The sequence below is a fragment of the Streptomyces sp. NPDC059037 genome, from assembly GCF_042740015.1.
GTDB lineage: Bacteria > Actinomycetota > Actinomycetes > Streptomycetales > Streptomycetaceae > Streptomyces.
Window position 1 is genome coordinate 17,974 of record NZ_JBHYIG010000060.1, and the last position, 18,233, is coordinate 36,206.

Sequence of the window (18,233 nt, forward strand, 5' to 3'; positions counted from 1 at the left end):
GGCGATGCCCTTCTCCTTCGAACTGACCGAAGAGCAGCGGGACTTGCGCGACTGGGTGCACGGCTTCGCGGCCGGCGTCGTGCGCCCGGCGGCCGCCGAGTGGGACGAGCGCGAGGAGACGCCCTGGCCCGTCATCCAGGAGGCGGCGAAGATCGGCCTCTACGGCTTCGAGTCCCTGGCCGACCTCTTCGGCGACCCCTCGGGGCTCTCCCTCCAGATCGCCAACGAGGAGCTCTTCTGGGGCGACGCGGGCATCGGCATGGCCCTCTTCGGCACGTCCCTCGCCGTGGCCGGGATCTTCTCCGCGGGCACGCCGGACCAACTGGCAATGGGGTCTCCCCTGCTCGAACGTAGTTGAGAGCTTGGGGAAGGGTGCCGCAGTGCTTCGGCGACGAGGACGACCCCAAGGTCGCGGCGTTCTGCGTCTCGGAGCCCGAAGCGGGCTCGGACGTCTCGGCGATGCGGACGCGCGCGACGTACGACGCAGCACGCGACGAGTGGACCCTGAGCGGCCAGAAGGCGTGGATCACCAACGGCGGCATAGCCAACATGCACGTCGTGGTCGCGTCCGTCGACCCCGCCCTCGGGTCGCGCGGGCAGGCGGCGTTCATCGTGCCGCCGGGCACGCGGGGCCTCGAAGGCGCCCGGAAGATCAAGAAGCTGGGGCTGCGGGCCTCACACACGGCGGACGTCTTCCTGGACGACGTACGCGTGCCGGGTCACTGCCTGCTCGGCGGCAAGGAGCGTCTGGACGCGCGGCTCGCGCGGGTCCGCGAGGGCGGCGCCAAGGGTCGGGGCCAGGCGGCGATGGCGACGTTCGAGGTGAGCAGGCCGACGGTGGGCGCGCAGGCGCTGGGCATCGCGCGGGCCGCGTACGAGTACGCGCTCGACTACGCGGGCTCGCGGGTCGCCTTCGGCCGCCCCATCATCGAGAACCAGTCCATCGCCTTCGCCCTCGCCGATCTGCGGACCGAGATCGAGGCGGTGCGGCTGCTGATCTGGCAGGCGGCCTGGATGGCGCGCAACGACAAGCAGTTCGACGCGGGCCAGGGCTCGATGTCCAAGCTGCGGGCCGGCGAACTGGCCGTCGCGGCGACCGAGAAGGCGGTGCGGGTGCTCGGCGGCGCCGGGTACAGCAGGGAGCATCCGGTGGAGCGGATGTACCGGGACGCGAAGATCTACACGATCTTCGAGGGGACGAGTGAGATCCAGCGGCTCGTGATCGCCAGGGCCATCTCGGGGCGGCGGATTCGCTGAGCCGGTGCCGCCCGTCCGGCCGTTGAGACGAGACTCGGCCGGAGGAATCTCAGCCCGTCCGGCGTTTGAGGACGAACTCGGCGAAGCCGGTGATCGACGGTAAGAACATGACGCCGACGCACTCCTACATCCGTGAGCCGGACGCCGCCCTAGGGCTGCTCAACAGCAACCGCGGCGGCCCCCTCACCACCCCGCGCCCCTACGTACGCGTGACTCTCTGCCTGCTCCCCGCCCTGCTCATCGCGGTCGCCGGGTTCCGGCGGCGCTGGATGTCCGACGACGGGCACATCTATGTCCGTACGGTCCGCCAGATCCTGGCGGGCAACGGCCCCGTCTTCAACGCGGGCGAACGCGCCGAGTCCTCCACCGGCACCCTCTGGCAGTGGCTGCTCGCGCTCGCGGGGCTGCCCGGCATCGACATCGCGAGGGCGGCGATGTACGGCGGGCTGCTGCTCACCGCCGCCGGGTTCGCGTTCGCCTCGCTGGGCGCGCTGCGGCTGTACTCGACGGACCGGACGGTCCTCCCCCTCGGCTGCCTCGTGCTCCTCGCGCTGCCGCCCGTCTGGGACTTCGCCACCTCGGGCCTGGAGACCGGCCTGGCCACCTGCTGGATCGCGGGGGCCTGGCTGCTGCTCGTCGCGCGGCCGTACTCGGTCGCCACCAGCGTGGTGCTCGGCCTCGGCCCGCTCGTCAGACCGGACCTGGCGCTGGTCTCCGCCGTGTTCCTCGGCGCACAGTGGCTGATGGTGCGCCCTTCGCGGTGGACGGCGCTCGGCGGTCTCGGCGCGGCGATGGCGCTGCCTCTCGCGTACGAGATCTTCCGGGTCGGCTACTACGGGCAGTTGATGCCGCTGCCGGGCGTGACCAAGGAGGCCTCGCACAGCCTCTGGACGCGCGGACTGTTCTACCTCACGGACTTCGCCGGGCCCTATCTGCTGTGGATGCCCGCCCTGCTGATCGTGGTCGCGGTCCTCCCGTCGAGCCGCGGGCGGACCGTCATGCCGCCGCTGGTCCCCGCGCTCGCCCCCGTCGTCGCCGGGCTGCTCTGCTGGGCCTACGTCATCAAGGTGGGCGGCGACTTCATGCACGGCCGGATGCTCCTGCCGGGCCTGCTGCTCATGCTCCTGCCCGTCTTCCTGGTGCCCCTCACGCGCGCCTGGGCCATGGCGACGCTCGGCGTCGCCCTGTGGGCCGTGGTCTGCGCGGGCTGGCTGCGCGTTCCGTACGCGGGTCTGATCGGGCCGGGCGGAGTGGCGGACGAACGCGGCGTGTACGTACGCCAGAACGCGGCCCCGCACCCCCTCCACCACAGCTTCGCGGGCTACGACGCCAACGCCGACTACGCCCGTCTCGTCCGCGACGCCGCCCGCGCCGGCACACCCACGCTGCTCCTCGCCAGGACCCCCGTGACGGCCAACTCCCCCACCGTCACCGGCGTCTACAACACCCTCGGCTTCAGCGGCACGGTCGTCCCGCTGAACGGGGCGGCGCTCGACCCGATCGGGCTCGCCTACCCCCTGGCGGCCCACTCGGAGCGGATCCCCGGCCGGGTGGGCCACGACAAGCGGCTGCCCGACGCGTGGATCTTCGCCGACCGGGGCGACGGCGAGCTGCCCGCGGGCCTCGACCCGGCGGGCGTCGCCGCGGCCCGCCGGGCCCTTGGCTGCGGGCAGCTGGCCGAGCTGCGGGCGGCGACACGGGCCCCGATGACACCCGACAGGTTCTGGCGCAACATCACCGGCTCCTGGGAACGCACGTCCTTCCGCTTCCCGAACGACCCGGTGCTGGCCGAGAAGAAGCTGTGCGGGGGCTGAGCGCAGGGGCACTCACTCCCACATCTCGCCGCCGCCTCCCCCTCCGTGTCCGTGTCCGCCTCCCATGAGGCGGTCGGCCTGGTGGACGGCGCTGACGAGCCCGAGCACGGCCTTGCTGTCCCCGCTCGTGGGCAAGTCCTCGGCGTGCCGGGCTAGTTCGGAGAGGGCGGGGGCGCCGGGAAGGGGCTGCCAGGTGCCGGATTCGGAGGTGTACGCCGGCTCGGGTGCGGCGGTCGCCGAGGGCGTCGACGTACCGGTGTCGGGCCGGACGGCGGGGTCGCCGGGCTCGGCCGTCCCCGAAGTCCCGCGCCGCAGCGCGTCCGCGAGGTACGCGGCGACGGCAGCGGTCCGCAGCCCGCCATCCGCATCCCACAACTCACCGTCCAGATCCCCCGTCTCGATCTGATTCGACTCCTCGTGCGGGGCACGGCTGTCGGGGTCGAGCCAGCGGACGTCGGCGGTCGCCACGTGCCCGCTCGCGCCGGGCTTCATCTGTACGGCGTACAACGCGGTCACGACATGTCCAGGACCGACTTCACCACCGTCCACGCTGTCGTCGCGGAAGTCGTCGTCGGCGACCTTCCGGTTGTCGTAGCCGATGAGCTTGAACCGCTCGACCGTCTCGGGATCGAAGGCGACCTGCGCCTTGGCGTCACGGGCACGCAGCTCGATGTTGGCGGGCAATTGCTCGCAGAAGACCTTCTCGGCCTCCTCGCTGTCCGACACGTAGGTGGTGTGCCCGTCCCCCTTGTCGGCGAGGCGCTCCATCAGCGCGTCCCCGTAGTCACTCCCCACACCCACCCCGAAAAGGGTGATGCCATGCTCGCGACGGGCATCGGATATCCGCTCCAGGATGCCGTCGGCGCTGGTCTCACCGGTGTTGGCGAGGGCGTCGGAGAGCAGCACGACACGGTTGGTGGCACCTTCGCGCTGACCGCGCACGGCGGTGTCGTACCCCGTCCGGATGCCCGCCTCGAGATGGGTGGACTGGGTGGGCTCCATCTGGTCGACGGCCGAGTGCACCTTGCCGCGATGGCCCCCGAGACGGGTCATCGGCAGGACGGTTTCAGCGCTGTCGCTGAAGGTGACGAGCGCGACGGAGTCGTCGTCGCGGAGCTGGTCGGTCATGATGCCGAGCGACTCCTTGACCAGGTCGAGCCGCCCCGGCTCGGCCATGGAACCAGAGACATCGATCACGAAGGTAAGGGCGGCGGGCGGCCGTTCGCCCTGCGACTCCCCGGCACCGGTCGCGAGCCCCACCCGCATCATCGACCACCCATCCGCGTCAGTGCGGGCCCCATCCACATTCACGGAGAACCCGTCGCCCTCGGGCCGGGGATAGTCCTGCCGGAAGCTGTTCACGAACTCCTCCGGCCGCACGGTCGACGGGTCCGGGAGCCTGCCCTCCGCGAGGGTGCGGCGGGCGAAGCCGTAGGAGGCGGTGTCGACATCGAGGGCGAAGGTGGAGAGATAGTCGGGCGGCGGCGCGAAGTCCCGCTCCGCACCGTCCTCCTGCCGCTTGTCGCCGTCCGGCGCGGAGGGCATGGCAGGCGCGGGCATCGGCCCCGTGGCACCGCCGCTGCCGCGGCTCTTGTCCGCACTGTCGGAGGCACGCTCGCCCCCGCCGCCCCCACTGCATCCGGTGATCAGCAACCCACCGGCCACGACAGCGGCAACCAACGCCTGCCGTATCTTCCAGGTCCGCATGGTGGTCCCCCTTGCTTCGTCAGCACTCGTGACTGTGACGCCGGGGGCGGGCGGCAGGATCGCCCGGGGATGTTGCGGAAGCGTCTCGATGTGGCTACGACGGGCGCTTTGCTGGGCCTGCGGCTTTGATTGGCGCCGGGAACCTCAACTGACCACGTCCTTCCGCGCGAACCCCCGGAACGCCAACGCGAACAGCACCACCGCGTACGTCACCGAGACCGCCGCCCCCTGAATCATCCCGCCCCACTCCGGCCGCGGCTGAATCGCGTCCGCCCACGCGAACTGCCAGTGCGCCGGCAGGAAATCGCGCCAGCTGCCCAGCGCCGTCACCGCGTCCAGGACGTTGCCCACGATCGTCAGGCCGACCGCCCCGCCGACCGCGCCCAGCGGCGCGTCCGTCTTCGTCGACAGCCAGAACGCGAGCCCGGCAGTCACCAGTTGGGACACGAAGACGTACGCCACGACGATCACGAGGCGCTGCGCCGCCGTGCCCGCCGGCAGCGTGCCGCCGGTCGGGATCTCCAGCGGGCCCCAGCCGTACGCCGCCGTACCGACCGCGAAGGCGATCAGCGGGAGCAGGATCATGGCCGCCGCGCTCAGGCCCAGCGCCACGGCCAGCTTGGACCAGAGGAGGCGGGCCCGCGGCACGGGGGCCGCCAGCAAGTAGCGCAGGGACGACCAGCTCGCCTCGGAGGCGATCGTGTCGCCGCAGAACAGTGCGACGGGGATGACGAGCAGGAAGCCCGCCGACACGAACAGACACGTCGCCGCGAAGTTCGCGCCGGACGCGGTGGCCGTGTCCATCAGCGTCACCCGGCCGTTCTCGGCGCCCGGCGACCCCGCGACGGCGAAGGCGATGAGCAGGATGAACGGCAGCAGGCCCATCACCGCGCCCATCACCAGGGTGCGCCTGCGCTTCAACTGGCGCACCGCCTCGACCCGCAGCGGCAGCGTCCGCCCCGGGCGGTAGCCGGGCGCGGTCGAGACGAGCTCGGGCGCAGCCATGGGCACAGGCTCTTGCTCAGTGATGGCGCTCACGCGGAGTGCCCTCCGATCAGGGTCAAGAAGGCGTCCTCAAGGCGGCGGTGCGGGCCGAGGGCGTCCACGGGCAGCTCCAGACGCACCAGTTCGGGCAGCAGCCGCGCGGCGCTCGCGCCGTCCGTGCCGTCGAGCCGCACCAGGAGGCCGCCGTCCGCGCGGACCGCCGAAGCCACGCCGGCCAGCGCGGCGACCTTGTCGACCAGGGGTTCCGAGATGTCCGCGGCAAGCCCCACGAGCAGCGTGTCCCCCGAGCCGACGATCTCACTCACCGGGCCCGCCTGGACGAGACGGCCGTGGTCCATGACCACCAGGTGGGTGCAGGACTGTTCGACCTCCGCCAGGAGATGGCTGGAGACGATGACCGTGCGGCCGCCCTCGGCGTACCGGATCATCACCTCACGCATCTCGCGGATCTGCGGCGGGTCGAGGCCGTTGGTCGGTTCGTCGAGGATCAGCAGGTCCGGCAGACCGAGCATCGCCTGGGCGATGGCGAGCCGCTGCCGCATGCCCTGGGAGTACGTCCGCACCGCGCGGGCGATGGGGTCTCCCCTGTTCGAGCGAAGCCGAGAACTTGGGGAAGCGTCGCCGAGCCCTGCGATCTCCAGCGCCTCGTCGAGGTGGGCGTCCCCGGCGGGGCGTCCGGTGGCCTTCCAGTACAGCTCCAGGTTCTCCCGGCCCGAGAGGTGCGGGAGGAATCCGGCGCCCTCGACGAAGGCGCCGACCCGGGAGAGGACGGGGGCGCCCGCCCGGATCGCCTGCCCGAAGACGCGGATCTCGCCCGCGTCGGGCCGGATCAGGCCCATCAGCATGCGCAGGGTGGTCGTCTTGCCCGCACCGTTCGGACCCAGGAGGCCGAGGACCTGGCCCCGCTCCACGCGGAAGGACACGTCACGCACCGCGTACCGGTCCACCGACTTCGCGTACCGCTTGCTCAAGTCCGTGATCTGGAGCGGGACTTCGGCGAGCTGCGGGTCCGGCGCCGGTGCCGCCGTCCGGCGCCGCGCGGTCAGCAGGAGCCCGAGCGCGATGACCGCTCCGGTGAGCGGCAGCCACCACACCCAGGAGGGCAGCGGCGCGGCCGCCGTCTTCACGCCGGGCGCGGTCGGGACCGACAGGTCGCTCTTGAGGGACACCGTGTACGTGGTGGGCTCCGCCGGAGAGGCATAGCCCAGGTCCGTCGAGGAGAGGACGAGGCGGAGGCGGTGGCCCTTCTGCAGGTCGTGGTCGACGGCGGGGAGGGTCAGGTCGACGTCCTTGCCGCCCTTGGCGCCCGCGTTCTCCACCCTTACCGGCGCGACCAGTTGCGCGGGCAGCACCGGCTGCTCGTCGCCAGGACCCACGTCGTACACCTTCCCGAAGAGCACCGCGTCGTCGCTCTCGGACTTCACGTGCACCCGCACGGACGGCGATCCCGTGAGCCGTACGTCGTCCTTCAGCGGCGCCGACTCGAACGCGGCGTACTGGCCGGGGAAGTCGAGGGAGACGCCGACGCCGAGCGAGGACAGCTGGGAGAGGCCGCCGCCTCCGACGCCCGGCAGCGCGGAGATCGCGGGCGGCGCGGCCCCCGCCGGGTTCTCGAAGCTCTGCTCACGCCCGGCGGCCGCACGGCGGTCCTCGCTTCCGGCGGCGCCCTGCCCGAACGCGCCCCCGGCCGCGATTCCGGGTGCGCTGCCGGTCAGCGGCACCTCGCGGAGGCCGCTCCGCAGGCCCGGATACCGGTCCGCGCTCGCGCCGCGCAAGGTGGCGGCGCCATCGGTGGAGTCGATGCCTCCGGTGCGCGTGACCCGGAACGCCGGTCCCGTGTCGGCGTTCTTGTCGTCCTTCAGATAGCGGTCGAACCACGACCCGATACGGGCGTTCACCCGCCCCGTCTCGCGGTCCCCGCCGTCATGGCCGCCGGAGATCCAGTCGACGGACACGGGTGCGTGGTTGCCGCGGATCGCCTTGGCCATCGCGTCGGCCTGGCCCAGCGGGAAGAGGGAGTCGGACTGGCCCTGCACGATCAGGGCGGGCACCTTGATGCGGTCGCCGACGGCGGACGGGCTGCGGTCCGCGAGGAGCTCGCGGGCCCGGTCGTCCGGCTTCCCGGAGACCGCGACCCGGTCGTACATCTCGCAGAGCCGCTTCTCGAACCGGTCGCAGCCGCCGCCCGTGCTGATGAAGAGGCCCGCCCAGAGCTTCTTGAACACGCCGTGGGGGAAGAGCGCGTCGCTCAGGTTCCAGTACGTGATCTGGGGAGCGATGGCGTCCACGCGCCGGTCGTGCCCTGCGGCGAGGAGGGAGACAGCGCCGCCGTACGAGGCGCCGGTGACGCCCACCCGTGGGTCGCCGTCCTTGTCCAGCTCCACCTCGGGGCGGTCGGCCAGCCAGTCGATGAGACGGGAGACGTCGGCGACCTCGCCCTTAGGGTCGTTCAGGCCGATCTTGCCGGTGGACCCGCCGAAGCCGCGGGCGGACCAGGTGAGCACCGCGTACCCGTCGCGGGCGAGGTCCTCCGCCTGGTCGCGTACGTCTTCCTTGCTGCCGCCGAAGCCGTGGCCGATGAGGACGGCCGGGCGCTTCGCGTCGCTGTCCCCCGCGGTGAAGTAAGAGGTGTCGATCTTCGCGCCGCCCGCGCCGGTCATCTCCATCACGCGGTCCGAGCGGCGGACGGCGGGGGCGTCGTCCGATGCCACCGCCGTCCAGGTGCCCGCGCCCACCAGCACCGCGAGGGCGGCGCCGGCCGCGAGCAGTCCGCGCTTGGGCAGTCGTAGATCCATGCGTCAACCGTACGGGCGACGTCCGACATCCGAGGCAGCCGCCGGGGTGAACCCGCTTACCTACCAGGGGAGTACGCCCAGGGCTCCGCGTACGACGCTTGCGGTACGAACTCCAACCCCGCCCCTGCCGGGAATCGGGTGGGCGGGCGGGAAAGACCCGCCGCGAAGCGGCGGATCAGTCCAGCAAACCGCTCAGTGGTTACGAGGGAATCCCAGGTCCACGCCCGCCGGGGCGTCCGACGGGTCCGGCCAGCGCGTGGTGATCACCTTGCCGCGCGTGTAGAAGTGCGTGCCGTCGTTGCCGTAGATGTGGTGGTCGCCGAAGAGCGAGTCCTTCCAGCCACCGAAGGAGTGGTAGCCCACCGGCACGGGGATCGGCACGTTCACGCCGACCATGCCCGCCTCGATCTCCAGCTGGAAGCGGCGCGCGGCGCCCCCGTCACGGGTGAAGATCGCGGTGCCGTTGCCGAACGGCGAGGCGTTCATCAGCGCCACGCCCTCTTCGTACGTGTCCACGCGGAGCACGCAAAGGACCGGGCCGAAGATCTCGTCCTTGTACGCGGCGGCCGTGACCGGCACCCGGTCGAGCAGCGAGAGGCCGATCCAGTGGCCGTCCTCGTGGCCCTCGACCGTGTAGCCCGTGCCGTCGAGCACGACCTCGCAGCCCTCGGCCTTCGCGCCGGTCACGTACGAGGCGACCTTGTCGCGGTGCGCGGCCGTGATGAGCGGGCCCATCTCGGACGTCGGGTCGTTGCCGGGACCGATCTTGATCTTCTCGGCGCGCTCCTTGATCTTCGCGACCAGGGCGTCACCGACGGAGCCGACCGCGACCACGGCCGAGATGGCCATGCAGCGCTCGCCCGCCGAGCCGTACGCGGCCGAGACGGCGGCGTCGGCAGCCGCGTCCAGGTCGGCGTCCGGCAGGACCAGCATGTGGTTCTTGGCACCGCCGAGCGCCTGCACGCGCTTGCCGTTGGCGGACGCGGTGGTGTGGATGTAGCGGGCGATGGGCGTCGAGCCGACGAAGGAGACGGCGGCCACGTCCGGGTGCTCGAGCAGCGCGTCCACGGCCACCTTGTCACCGTGTACGACGTTGAAGACGCCGTCCGGGAGTCCCGCTTCCGAAAGCAGCTCGGCGATCTTCATCGACGCCGACGGGTCCTTCTCCGACGGCTTCAGGATGAAGGTGTTGCCGCACGCGATGGCCAGCGGGAACATCCACATCGGCACCATGGCAGGGAAGTTGAACGGCGTGATGCCGGCGACGACGCCGAGCGGCTGGCGGATGGACGACACGTCCACGCGCGATGCCACCTCCGTGGACAGCTCGCCCTTCAGCTGCACGGTGATCCCGCACGCCAGGTCGACGATCTCCAGGCCACGGGCGACCTCGCCGAGCGCGTCGGAGTGCACCTTGCCGTGCTCGGCGGTGATCAGCTCGGCGATCGCGTCACGGTTGGCGTCGAGCAGCGCGCGGAAGGCGAAGAGCACCGAGGTGCGCTTGGCGAGGGACGACTTGCCCCACGTCTCGTACGCGGCCTTCGCGGAGGCGACGGCGGCGTCCACCTCGTCCACGGAGGCGAAGGCGACCTGGGTGGTGACGGCGCCGGTCGCCGGGTCGGTCACCGGACCGTACGTACCCGACGCACCCTCGACGGTCTTCCCACCGATCCAGTGATTGACGGTCTTCGTCATGATCAAGCATCCCTATCTCTCAGCTGGCGGCGGCACTCGCACAGGTCTCACAGGTCTCACAGATGGCGGCGTCGGGCTGTGACGTGCCGGTCGTACTCTTCTCTGGCCTTGACCGCCGACGGTCGGGTCGCTGTCTCGGCCACGGGCACATCCCACCATGCCTGCGCGGGGGGCGGGCCCGACACTGTGTCTGCCGTTTCCGTCTCGATGTAGACACATGTGGGCCGGTCGGCCGAGCGCGCATCGGCGAGGGCATCGCGCAGGTCACCGACGGTTTTGGCGCGGATCACCCGCATCCCGAGCGAGGCCGCGTTGGCCGCGAGATCAACGGGCAGCGGGGCATCCGTGTACGTCCCGTCCGGCGCCCGGAAGCGGTAGGCGGTGCCGAAGCGCTCGCCGCCCACGGACTCGGAGAGGCCGCCGATGGACGCGTACCCGTGGTTCTGCAGGATCACGATCTTGACCGGAATGTTCTCCTGGACGGCCGTGACGATTTCGGTGGGCATCATGAGATATGTCCCGTCGCCGACCAGCGCCCAGACGTGGTGGTCCGGGGCGGCCATCGCGACGCCGATCGAGGCGGGGATCTCGTATCCCATGCAGGAGTAGCCGTACTCGACGTGGTACTGGCGCGGCGAGCGGGCCCGCCACAGCTTGTGCAGATCGCCGGGGAGCGACCCGGCGGCATTGATGATCACGTCCCGCTCCGTGACCAACTCGTCCAGCAGACCGAGGACTTGGGCCTGGGTGGGCCGTACGTCGGGTTCGTCGACCGCGTACGCCGCGTCGACACGCTGCTCCCAGCGCACCTTGTCGTCGGTGTACTCGGCGGCATAGGCGTCCGTGACGCGGTAGCCGTCGAGCGCCCCGGTCAGCGCCCGCAGCCCGGCGCGCGCGTCGGCGATCAGCGGGGTGCCCGCCATCTTGTGACCGTCGAAGGACGTGATGTTGAGGTTGAGGAAGCGGACGTCCCGCGCGGCGAAGAGCGTCCCGGAGGCCGTCGTGAAGTCGCTGTAGCGGGTGCCGACGCCGATCACCAGGTCGGCGGTGCACGCCAGTTCGTCGGCGGTCGCGGTGCCGGTGTGCCCGATGCCGCCGACGTCCGCCGGGTGGTCGAAGCGCAGCGACCCCTTGCCGGCCTGCGTGGAGGCGACCGGGATCCCGGTGGCGTCGGCGAGCTCCCGCAGCGCGTCCTCGGCGGCGCTGTGGTGCACCCCGCCGCCCGCGACGATCAGCGGGCGCAGGGAGTCCCGTACGAGCCGTGCGGCGGCGGCAAGCTCCTGCGGGTCGGGCGCCTGGCGGCGTACGGCCCAGGTCCGCTCCGCGAAGAACTCCGCCGGCCAGTCGTACGCCTCCGCCTGCACGTCCTGCGGCAGGGCGAGCGTGACGGCGCCGGTGGCGGCCGGGTCGGTGAGCACCCGCATCGCGGCGAGCGCGGCCGGGATCAGGGCCTCGGGCCGGGTGATCCGGTCGAAGTACTTCGACACCGGCCGCAGACAGTCGTTCACCGACACATCGCCCGCGTACGGGACTTCGAGCTGCTGGAGCACCGGGTCGGCGGGCCGGGTCGCGAAGGTGTCGCCGGGCAGCAGCAGGACCGGCAGGTGGTTGACGGTCGCCAGCGCGGCGCCGGTGACGAGGTTGGTCGCACCGGGCCCGATGGAGGTGGTGACGGCGTGCGTGGAGAGGCGGCCGGACTGGCGGGCGTACCCGACGGCGGCGTGCACCATGGCCTGTTCGTTGCGCCCCTGGTGGTAGGGCATCTCATCGGCGTACTCGACGAGCGCCTGGCCGATCCCCGCCACGTTCCCGTGCCCGAAGATGCCCCAGGTGGCCCCGATGAGCCGCTGCCGCCGGCCGTCCCGCTCGGTGAACTGCCGGGACAGGAAGCGGACGAGCGCCTGCGCGGTGGTGAGCCGCACGGTACTCACCGTGTTCGTCGCGGTCATCGGTATCCCTCCGTGTGATCGGGGTGGAAGCAGATCCGCCACTCCCGCTCGGGCCCCGGTCCCGCCATCACGTTCAGGTAGTACATGGCGTGCCCCGGCTGGGCGATGGAAGGCCCGTGCCAGCCGTCGGGGACGAGCACGGCGTCACCGGTCCGCACCTCGGCGAGCACGTCGGTGCCGCCGGGCCGGGAGGGGAAAACGCGCTGATACCCGAACCCGTCACGCCCGCCCCGGCCCTCCTCGATCTCGAAGTAATAGATCTCTTCGAGCTCGGTCTCCAGGCCGGGGCGGTTCTCGTCGTGCTTGTGCGGCGGATACGAGGACCAGTTGCCGCCCGGCGTGATCACCTCGACGGCGATGAGACGGTCGCAGTCGAAGGCGTCGGCGGACGCGAAGTTGCGGACCTCGCGGGCGCAGTTGCCGCTGCCGCGTCGTTCGACGGAGACCTCCGGCGCGGAGCCGTAGCGGGCGGGGAGTCGACGCTCGCACTTCGCTCCTGCCAGGGCGAAGCGGCCTCCCGCGCCGGAGGCGATCTGGATCTGGGCGCCACGGGGCACATAGGCGAAGTCGCTGACTCCGCTGAACACGCCGTCCCGGCCCAGCAGTTCGATGATCTCGCCTTCCGCCTGCACCGTACAGCCGCCGGCCAGCGGGAGCACGATCCATTCACTCTCTCCGGTGGCGAAGGAGTGCGTGGTGCCGGGCTCCAGTTCGATCACCCGTAGCTCGGAATGGCTGAGTCCGGTCCGCTTGGGACCGAGGTCGAGGACGTACGGCCGCTCGACCGCACTGCCCTTCGGTACGTACGTCATGTGGCCCTCCTACAGCAGTCCGACGGCGGTGTCGACGGCGCCCGCCACGTCCCCGTCCGCCGGGTACAGCAGCGTGCGCCCCGCGACGAGCCCCTGGACGGTGGGCAGTTGCAGGGCGCCGCGCCACTTCTCGTACGCGGCGTCACCGTCGTCACCCAGATCACCGCCGAGCAGCACGGCGGGCAGGGTGCTGGTCTCCATGACCCGCTCCATGTCGTCCGGATTCTCGGTGACGGGAACCTTCAGCCAGGTGTACGCCGATGTCCCGGCGAGGCCGGAGGCGATGGCGATGGACGTGGTGACGGCGTCGGCGCTCAGATCGTTGCGCGGCGGTCCGCCGTCCGCCGGGCGGCGGCAGAGGAACGGCTCCACGAAGACGGGCAGCCTGCGGGCGGCCATCGAGTCGACGGCCCGTGCGGCGGCGTCCATGGTGGCGAGCGATCCGGGGTCGTCGTAGTCGACCCGCAGCAACAGCTTCCCCGCGTCGAACCCGAGCCGCTCCAGATCCTCTGCGCGATACCCGGTGAACCGGTCGTCCAACTCGAACGAGGCCCCGGCGAGTCCACCCCTGTTCATGGACCCCATGACGACCTTCCCGTCGAGGGCGCCGAGCAGGAGGAGATCCTCCAGGATGTCGGCGGTGGCGAGCACGCCGTCCACACGGGGGCGGGACAGCGCGAGACAGAGCCGTTCGAGGAGGTCCCCGCGGTTGGCCATGGCGAACGGACGTCCCCCCACGGAGAGGGCGCCGCGTGCGGGGTGATCGGCGGCAATGATCATCAACCGCCCGCTGTCGCCGAGGAGGGGCCGCCGGGTACGGCGGGAAGCGGCCTCAGCGATGGCTTCTGGCCGAGAGGCCCTGATGCGGGAGAGTTCAGCGATATCAATCACCGGCGATCACCTGCATTTTCTGGCCCTCCCGGCGGAAAATTCAGCAGCCCCGGTTTCGGGAAGGGGCGGGGTCGGGGAAAGTTCACGTCACTTCCCCAGCCTCGACCGCCGCCTCGACCTCGTCAGCGAACGGCATGGCAGATGAGCACTCCAGCCGCGAAGCGACAATCGCGCCCGCCGCGTTGGCGTACCGCATGATCCGCTCAAGCCCCCACCCTCCGAGCAACCCATGGCACAAGGCGCCGCCGAACGCGTCCCCCGCCCCGAGGCCGTTCAGGACACTCACCGGCAGCGGCGGCACCTCCGCGGCCTCCCCGGAGCGGCTGACGGCGAGCACACCCTTCGGGCCCTGTTTCACCACGGCCAGCTCAACTCCCGCCGCCAGCAAGGCCCGAGCGGCGGCGTACGGCTCCCGCTCCCCCGTCGCCACCTCGACCTCGTCGAGATTTCCCACGGCGACGGTCGCGTGCCGCAGGGCCTCGGCGTAGAAGGGTCTGGCCTCCTGGGGGTCGCTCCAGAACATCGGCCGCCAGTCCAGGTCGAAGACGGTGACCTCGCGCCGGCTCCTGGCCGCCAGCGCGGCCAGCGTCGCGCCCCGGCTCGGCTCCGCGCTCAGCCCCGTACCCGTCATCCAGAACACCCGCGCGGCGGCGATCGCGCCGAGGTCTAGTTCGCTCTCGTACATCTCGAGGTCGGGCGCCTTCGGCTGCCGGTAGAAGTAGAGCGGGAAGTCGTCGGGCGGGAAGACCTCGCAGAAGGTGACCGGCGTGGGGAGCCCGGCGACCCCCGTCACCCACCGGTCGTCGACCCCGAACTCCCGCAGCGCCCGGTGCAGATACTCCCCGAAGGGGTCCTCGCCCGTACGCGTGAGGAGCGCCACCCGGCGGCCGAGGCGTGCCGCCGCCACCGCGACGTTCGACGCGGAGCCACCGAGGAACTTGCCGAAGGTGGTGACCTCGGCGAGCGGCACCCCGGCCTGCAGGGGATAGAGGTCCACCCCGATCCGCCCCATGGTGATGACGTCAAACGGATCGGCATACGGATCGCCACACGGATCAGTCACCGTCACCCTGCACTCCCTCTCGGCATCGCCCACCCCTAGGTCTAATCCCGCCCCACGAACCCTGTCAACACATTGTCCTTACATTCGGACGACTCCTTGACACCCTTCTCCGCCGCCCTGAAAGCTGGCTGCCATGACGACGCTGTCACGCATCCGCATCGGCTCGGCGCCCGACTCGTGGGGCGTGTGGTTCCCCGAGGATCCCGGGCAGGTCCCCTGGAGCCGCTTCCTCGACGAGGTGGCGGACTCCGGATACGAGTGGATCGAACTCGGTCCGTACGGCTATCTGCCCACGGATCCCGCCGAACTGACCGCCGAGACACAGCGGCGCGGCCTGAAGGTCTCCGCGGGGACGGTCTTCACCGGCCTGCACCACGGACCCTCCGTCTGGGAGAAGACCTGGGAACATGTGGCCGGAATCGCCGCCCTCACCCAGGCGATGGGCGCCCGGCATCTGGTCGTCATCCCCTCCTTCTGGCGCGACGACAAGACCGGCGAGGTCCTGGAGGACCGCACGCTCACGCCGGAGCAGTGGCGCCAGCTCACGCTGCAGACCGAGCGCCTGGCGTACCGGGTGCGCGAGCGGTACGGCCTGCGGGTCGTCGTCCATCCGCACGCGGACACGCACATCGACACCGAGGAGAACGTGACCCGTTTCCTCGACGCGACGGACTCCGACCTCGTCTCGCTCTGCCTGGACACCGGGCACTACGCCTACTGCGGCGGCGACAGCGTCAAGCTCATCGAGACGTACGGCGAGCGCATCGGCTATCTGCACCTCAAGCAGGTCGACCCGGCGGTGCTCGCCGAGGTGCGGGCGCAGGAGATGCCGTTCGGGCCCGCCGTGGCGCGCGGCGTGATGTGCGAGCCGCCGTCGGGGGTGCCCGCCCTGGAGCCGGTGCTCGCGGCGGCGCAGAAGCTGGACGTGGATCTGTTCGCCATCGTCGAGCAGGACATGTACCCGTGCCCGCCGGACAAGCCGGGGCCCATCGCCCGCCGCACCCGCTCGTTCCTGCGTTCCTGCGGCGCCTAGGCGCTCCGCTGGAAGTCCGGTATTCCACCTGCGGGTGCGTCGTGGCCGGCCGCGCCCACGCGGCGGAGCCGCACACGTCACAGCCCCGCGCCCCTCCGGGGCGCTGCTGCACCTCGCTTCGACCGGCCCGCTCGCGCTCTGCATCCGTGCGCCCGTTTCACGCCGCTCCGACGCGCCCCCTGGATGCATCACACGCGTCACAAAGAACCTCCCCCTGTCACACATGTCCCGTATACGCGGGTCTTGCGTCACAGGCAGTCGACAGCCGCCCCCCTGCGCTCACTCCGCGTCGTTCACCGGGCACAAGGCTGAGTGATCGCCAGCGTCGTGCCGCAGCTCCCCCGACGGCTCCCCCCGAGCCGCCCCTGCGGCACCCGCAGGGAGGTGCCACTGATGACCGACCGAAGGCTCTGGTCGTACAAGGACATCGCCGCACACATCCGGGTGCAGCCCGACACCGTGCGCTCCTACCGCAAGCACGGCCTGCTTCCCGAGCCCGACCACGTGGAGAGCGGCAAGCCCTACTGGTACGCGGACACGATCCGCGCCTGGGTCGCGGCGCGGCCCGGCAACCGGGGGCGCAGGGACTGACCCTCCGAGCGGGCCGCGCACCGTCCCCCCTCATTGAGAAGTACCCCCTAGGGGTATAGTGTGGTGAGTGTCGGGAGGCTCCGGGGAACTCCGGGGTCACTCCTGCACATTACGTCGCATACGCACATACGCCGCACCCTCACCGAGGAGAACGACATGAGCGCCCAGACCGAGCTCCAGCAGGCCGAGACCGAGACCGCCGGCTCCTGCTGCTCCCCCAGTGGTTCCTGCCACTCGGGCGGCGCCGCCGAGACGCCGCAGGGCGCCGTGACCACCGTGTACGAGGTGACCGGCATGACCTGTGGCCACTGCGAGGGCGCCGTCGCCGGCGAGATCTCGGAGCTCGCGGGCGTCAGCTCGGTCAAGGCGGTGGCCTCCACGGGCCAGGTGACCGTGGTCTCCGACGCCCCGCTGGACGAGGCCGCGGTGCGCGCCGCGGTCGACGAGGCGGGCTACGAGCTGACCGGCGTCAAGGCCTGACCTGCCGCCTGCCGGGTACCCCGGGCCCTGTGGCACCGTCACAGGGCCCGCAGCCACACCACCCAGTAGTCACGAGAGAACCATGAACGAAGTCGAACTCGCCGTCGGCGGTATGACCTGCGCCTCCTGCTCGGCCCGCATCGAGAAGAAGCTGAACCGCATGGAGGGCGTGACCGCCTCGGTCAACCTCGCCACGGAGAAGGCGAAGGTCTCGTACGCCGAAGGGACCGAGGTCGCGCAGCTGGTCGCCACGGTCGAGAAGCTCGGCTACACGGCGAAGGAGATCGTCCCCGAGCCCGCCGAACCCGAGGCCGGGGAGCATCCCACCACCGCCGACATCACCGAGCCCGACACCCTGCGGCAGCGGCTCATCGTCTCCGCGCTGCTCTCGCTGCCCGTCGTGCTGCTCGCCATGGTCCCCTCGCTGCAGTTCGACAGCTGGCAGTGGCTCTCGCTGACGCTTGCCGCGCCCGTCGTCGTCTGGGGCGGGTTGCCCTTCCACCGGGCGGCGTTCACGAATCTGCGGCACGGCGCCGCGACGATGGACACCCTGGTGTCCGTGGGCACGATCGCCGCCTTCGGCTGGTCGCTGTGGGCGCTGTTCCTCGGCGACGCGGGCATGCCGGGCATGCGGCACCCCTTCGAGTTCACGGTGTCGCGCGCCGACGCCGCCTCGACCATCTATCTCGAAGTCGCCTCGGGCGTCATCACGTTCATCCTGCTCGGCCGCTGGCTGGAGGCCCGCTCCAAGCGGCGCGCGGGCGCGGCGCTGCGGGCGCTGCTCGAACTGGGCGCCAAGGACGCGGCCGTGCTGCGGGACGGCAGGGAGGTGCGCGTTCCGGTCGACCGGCTGGCCGTCGGCGACCGTTTCGCCGTACGCCCCGGGGAGACCGTCGCGACCGACGGCACCGTCGTGGAGGGCGCGTCCGCGGTCGACGTGTCGATGCTGACCGGCGAGTCCGTGCCGGTGGACGTGGCGGTGGGCGACGCGGTGACCGGGGCGACCACGAACGTCTCGGGGCGGCTCGTCGTCGAGGCCACCCGTGTGGGGGGCGGCCCCCCCCGGGGCCCGGGGGGGCGGCGGGGGGGGGCAGCGCCGAGCGGCCCCGCGCGCGGGGGGCGGGGCGCCGCCCCGGGCGCC

Annotated in this window: 13 protein-coding genes and 1 pseudogene; 6 read left to right on the top strand and 8 right to left on the bottom strand. The window is 71.5% G+C overall.

Annotated elements, in window-relative coordinates:
- The first annotated feature begins 4 nt into the window (after nt 1-4).
- Both ACFWY6_RS15300 and ACFWY6_RS15305 read left to right on the top strand, forming a co-directional pair.
- Nucleotides 5-1,257 (top strand): annotated as a pseudogene (locus ACFWY6_RS15300) (acyl-CoA dehydrogenase family protein).
- A 107-nt stretch (nt 1,258-1,364) separates the two neighbouring features.
- On the top strand, nt 1,365-3,071 hold the full coding sequence (locus tag ACFWY6_RS15305) for a hypothetical protein (protein WP_384689681.1): 1,707 nt from the start codon (nt 1,365-1,367) through the stop codon (nt 3,069-3,071).
- A 12-nt stretch (nt 3,072-3,083) separates the two neighbouring features.
- On the opposite strand, the gene ACFWY6_RS15310 is transcribed toward ACFWY6_RS15305, so the two are convergent.
- From ACFWY6_RS15310 to iolC, 8 genes are all read right to left on the bottom strand, one after another.
- Nucleotides 3,084-4,778, bottom strand: coding sequence for a von Willebrand factor type A domain-containing protein (locus ACFWY6_RS15310; protein ID WP_384689684.1), 1,695 nt, complete (start codon nt 4,776-4,778; stop codon nt 3,084-3,086).
- 144 nt (nt 4,779-4,922) lie between these two features.
- On the bottom strand, nt 4,923-5,783 hold the full coding sequence (locus ACFWY6_RS15315; protein ID WP_384689686.1) for an ABC transporter permease: 861 nt from the start codon (nt 5,781-5,783) through the stop codon (nt 4,923-4,925).
- Between the two features lie 29 nt (nt 5,784-5,812).
- Nucleotides 5,813-8,578, bottom strand: coding sequence for an alpha/beta fold hydrolase (locus tag ACFWY6_RS15320; RefSeq protein ID WP_384689689.1), 2,766 nt, complete (start codon nt 8,576-8,578; stop codon nt 5,813-5,815).
- Between the two features lie 192 nt (nt 8,579-8,770).
- Complete coding sequence (mmsA, locus tag ACFWY6_RS15325) at nt 8,771-10,273, bottom strand: CoA-acylating methylmalonate-semialdehyde dehydrogenase (protein WP_361824316.1); 1,503 nt, start codon at nt 10,271-10,273, stop codon at nt 8,771-8,773.
- Between the two features lie 56 nt (nt 10,274-10,329).
- Nucleotides 10,330-12,222, bottom strand: coding sequence for a 3D-(3,5/4)-trihydroxycyclohexane-1,2-dione acylhydrolase (decyclizing) (gene iolD / locus ACFWY6_RS15330; protein WP_384689693.1), 1,893 nt, complete (start codon nt 12,220-12,222; stop codon nt 10,330-10,332).
- The gene (gene iolB, locus ACFWY6_RS15335) at nt 12,219-13,034 is read right to left on the bottom strand and encodes a 5-deoxy-glucuronate isomerase (RefSeq protein WP_384689695.1); all 816 of its coding nucleotides are present in this window, start codon (nt 13,032-13,034) and stop codon (nt 12,219-12,221) included. The genes iolD and iolB overlap by 4 nt, the downstream gene beginning before the upstream one ends.
- A 9-nt stretch (nt 13,035-13,043) precedes the next feature.
- On the bottom strand, nt 13,044-13,925 hold the full coding sequence (locus tag ACFWY6_RS15340; protein ID WP_384689698.1) for a deoxyribose-phosphate aldolase: 882 nt from the start codon (nt 13,923-13,925) through the stop codon (nt 13,044-13,046).
- 82 nt (nt 13,926-14,007) lie between these two features.
- A complete protein-coding gene (iolC, locus tag ACFWY6_RS15345) occupies nt 14,008-14,937 on the bottom strand; it encodes a 5-dehydro-2-deoxygluconokinase (protein WP_384689705.1) in 930 nt (309 codons plus the stop codon).
- A 184-nt stretch (nt 14,938-15,121) separates the two neighbouring features.
- Between iolC and ACFWY6_RS15350 the strand changes: the two genes are divergently transcribed.
- The 4 genes from ACFWY6_RS15350 to ACFWY6_RS15365 all read left to right on the top strand — a co-directional run.
- Nucleotides 15,122-16,021 (top strand): sugar phosphate isomerase/epimerase, encoded by a 900-nt coding sequence (locus ACFWY6_RS15350; RefSeq protein WP_360765768.1) that lies wholly within the window; start codon nt 15,122-15,124, stop codon nt 16,019-16,021.
- A 393-nt stretch (nt 16,022-16,414) separates the two neighbouring features.
- A complete protein-coding gene (locus ACFWY6_RS15355) occupies nt 16,415-16,612 on the top strand; it encodes an AlpA family transcriptional regulator (RefSeq protein WP_266866772.1) in 198 nt (65 codons plus the stop codon).
- Nucleotides 16,613-16,768: 156 nt separating this feature from the next.
- Nucleotides 16,769-17,092, top strand: a complete 324-nt coding sequence (locus ACFWY6_RS15360) for a heavy-metal-associated domain-containing protein (RefSeq protein WP_266866770.1) — start codon at nt 16,769-16,771, stop codon at nt 17,090-17,092.
- Between the two features lie 82 nt (nt 17,093-17,174).
- Nucleotides 17,175-18,233, top strand: a 1,059-nt coding sequence (locus tag ACFWY6_RS15365; RefSeq protein WP_384689702.1) for a heavy metal translocating P-type ATPase, incomplete at its 3' end; no start/stop codon positions are given.

Coding starts and splice junctions, on each gene's coding strand:
- ACFWY6_RS15305 (WP_384689681.1), top strand. CDS start 1,365: ATGACGCCGACGCACTCCTACATCCGTGAGCCGGACGCCGCCCTAGGG.
- ACFWY6_RS15310 (WP_384689684.1), bottom strand. CDS start 4,778: ATGCGGACCTGGAAGATACGGCAGGCGTTGGTTGCCGCTGTCGTGGCC.
- ACFWY6_RS15315 (WP_384689686.1), bottom strand. CDS start 5,783: ATGGCTGCGCCCGAGCTCGTCTCGACCGCGCCCGGCTACCGCCCGGGG.
- ACFWY6_RS15320 (WP_384689689.1), bottom strand. CDS start 8,578: ATGGATCTACGACTGCCCAAGCGCGGACTGCTCGCGGCCGGCGCCGCC.
- mmsA (WP_361824316.1), bottom strand. CDS start 10,273: ATGACGAAGACCGTCAATCACTGGATCGGTGGGAAGACCGTCGAGGGT.
- iolD (WP_384689693.1), bottom strand. CDS start 12,222: ATGACCGCGACGAACACGGTGAGTACCGTGCGGCTCACCACCGCGCAG.
- iolB (WP_384689695.1), bottom strand. CDS start 13,034: ATGACGTACGTACCGAAGGGCAGTGCGGTCGAGCGGCCGTACGTCCTC.
- iolC (WP_384689705.1), bottom strand. CDS start 14,937: ATGGGGCGGATCGGGGTGGACCTCTATCCCCTGCAGGCCGGGGTGCCG.
- ACFWY6_RS15350 (WP_360765768.1), top strand. CDS start 15,122: ATGACGACGCTGTCACGCATCCGCATCGGCTCGGCGCCCGACTCGTGG.
- ACFWY6_RS15355 (WP_266866772.1), top strand. CDS start 16,415: ATGACCGACCGAAGGCTCTGGTCGTACAAGGACATCGCCGCACACATC.
- ACFWY6_RS15360 (WP_266866770.1), top strand. CDS start 16,769: ATGAGCGCCCAGACCGAGCTCCAGCAGGCCGAGACCGAGACCGCCGGC.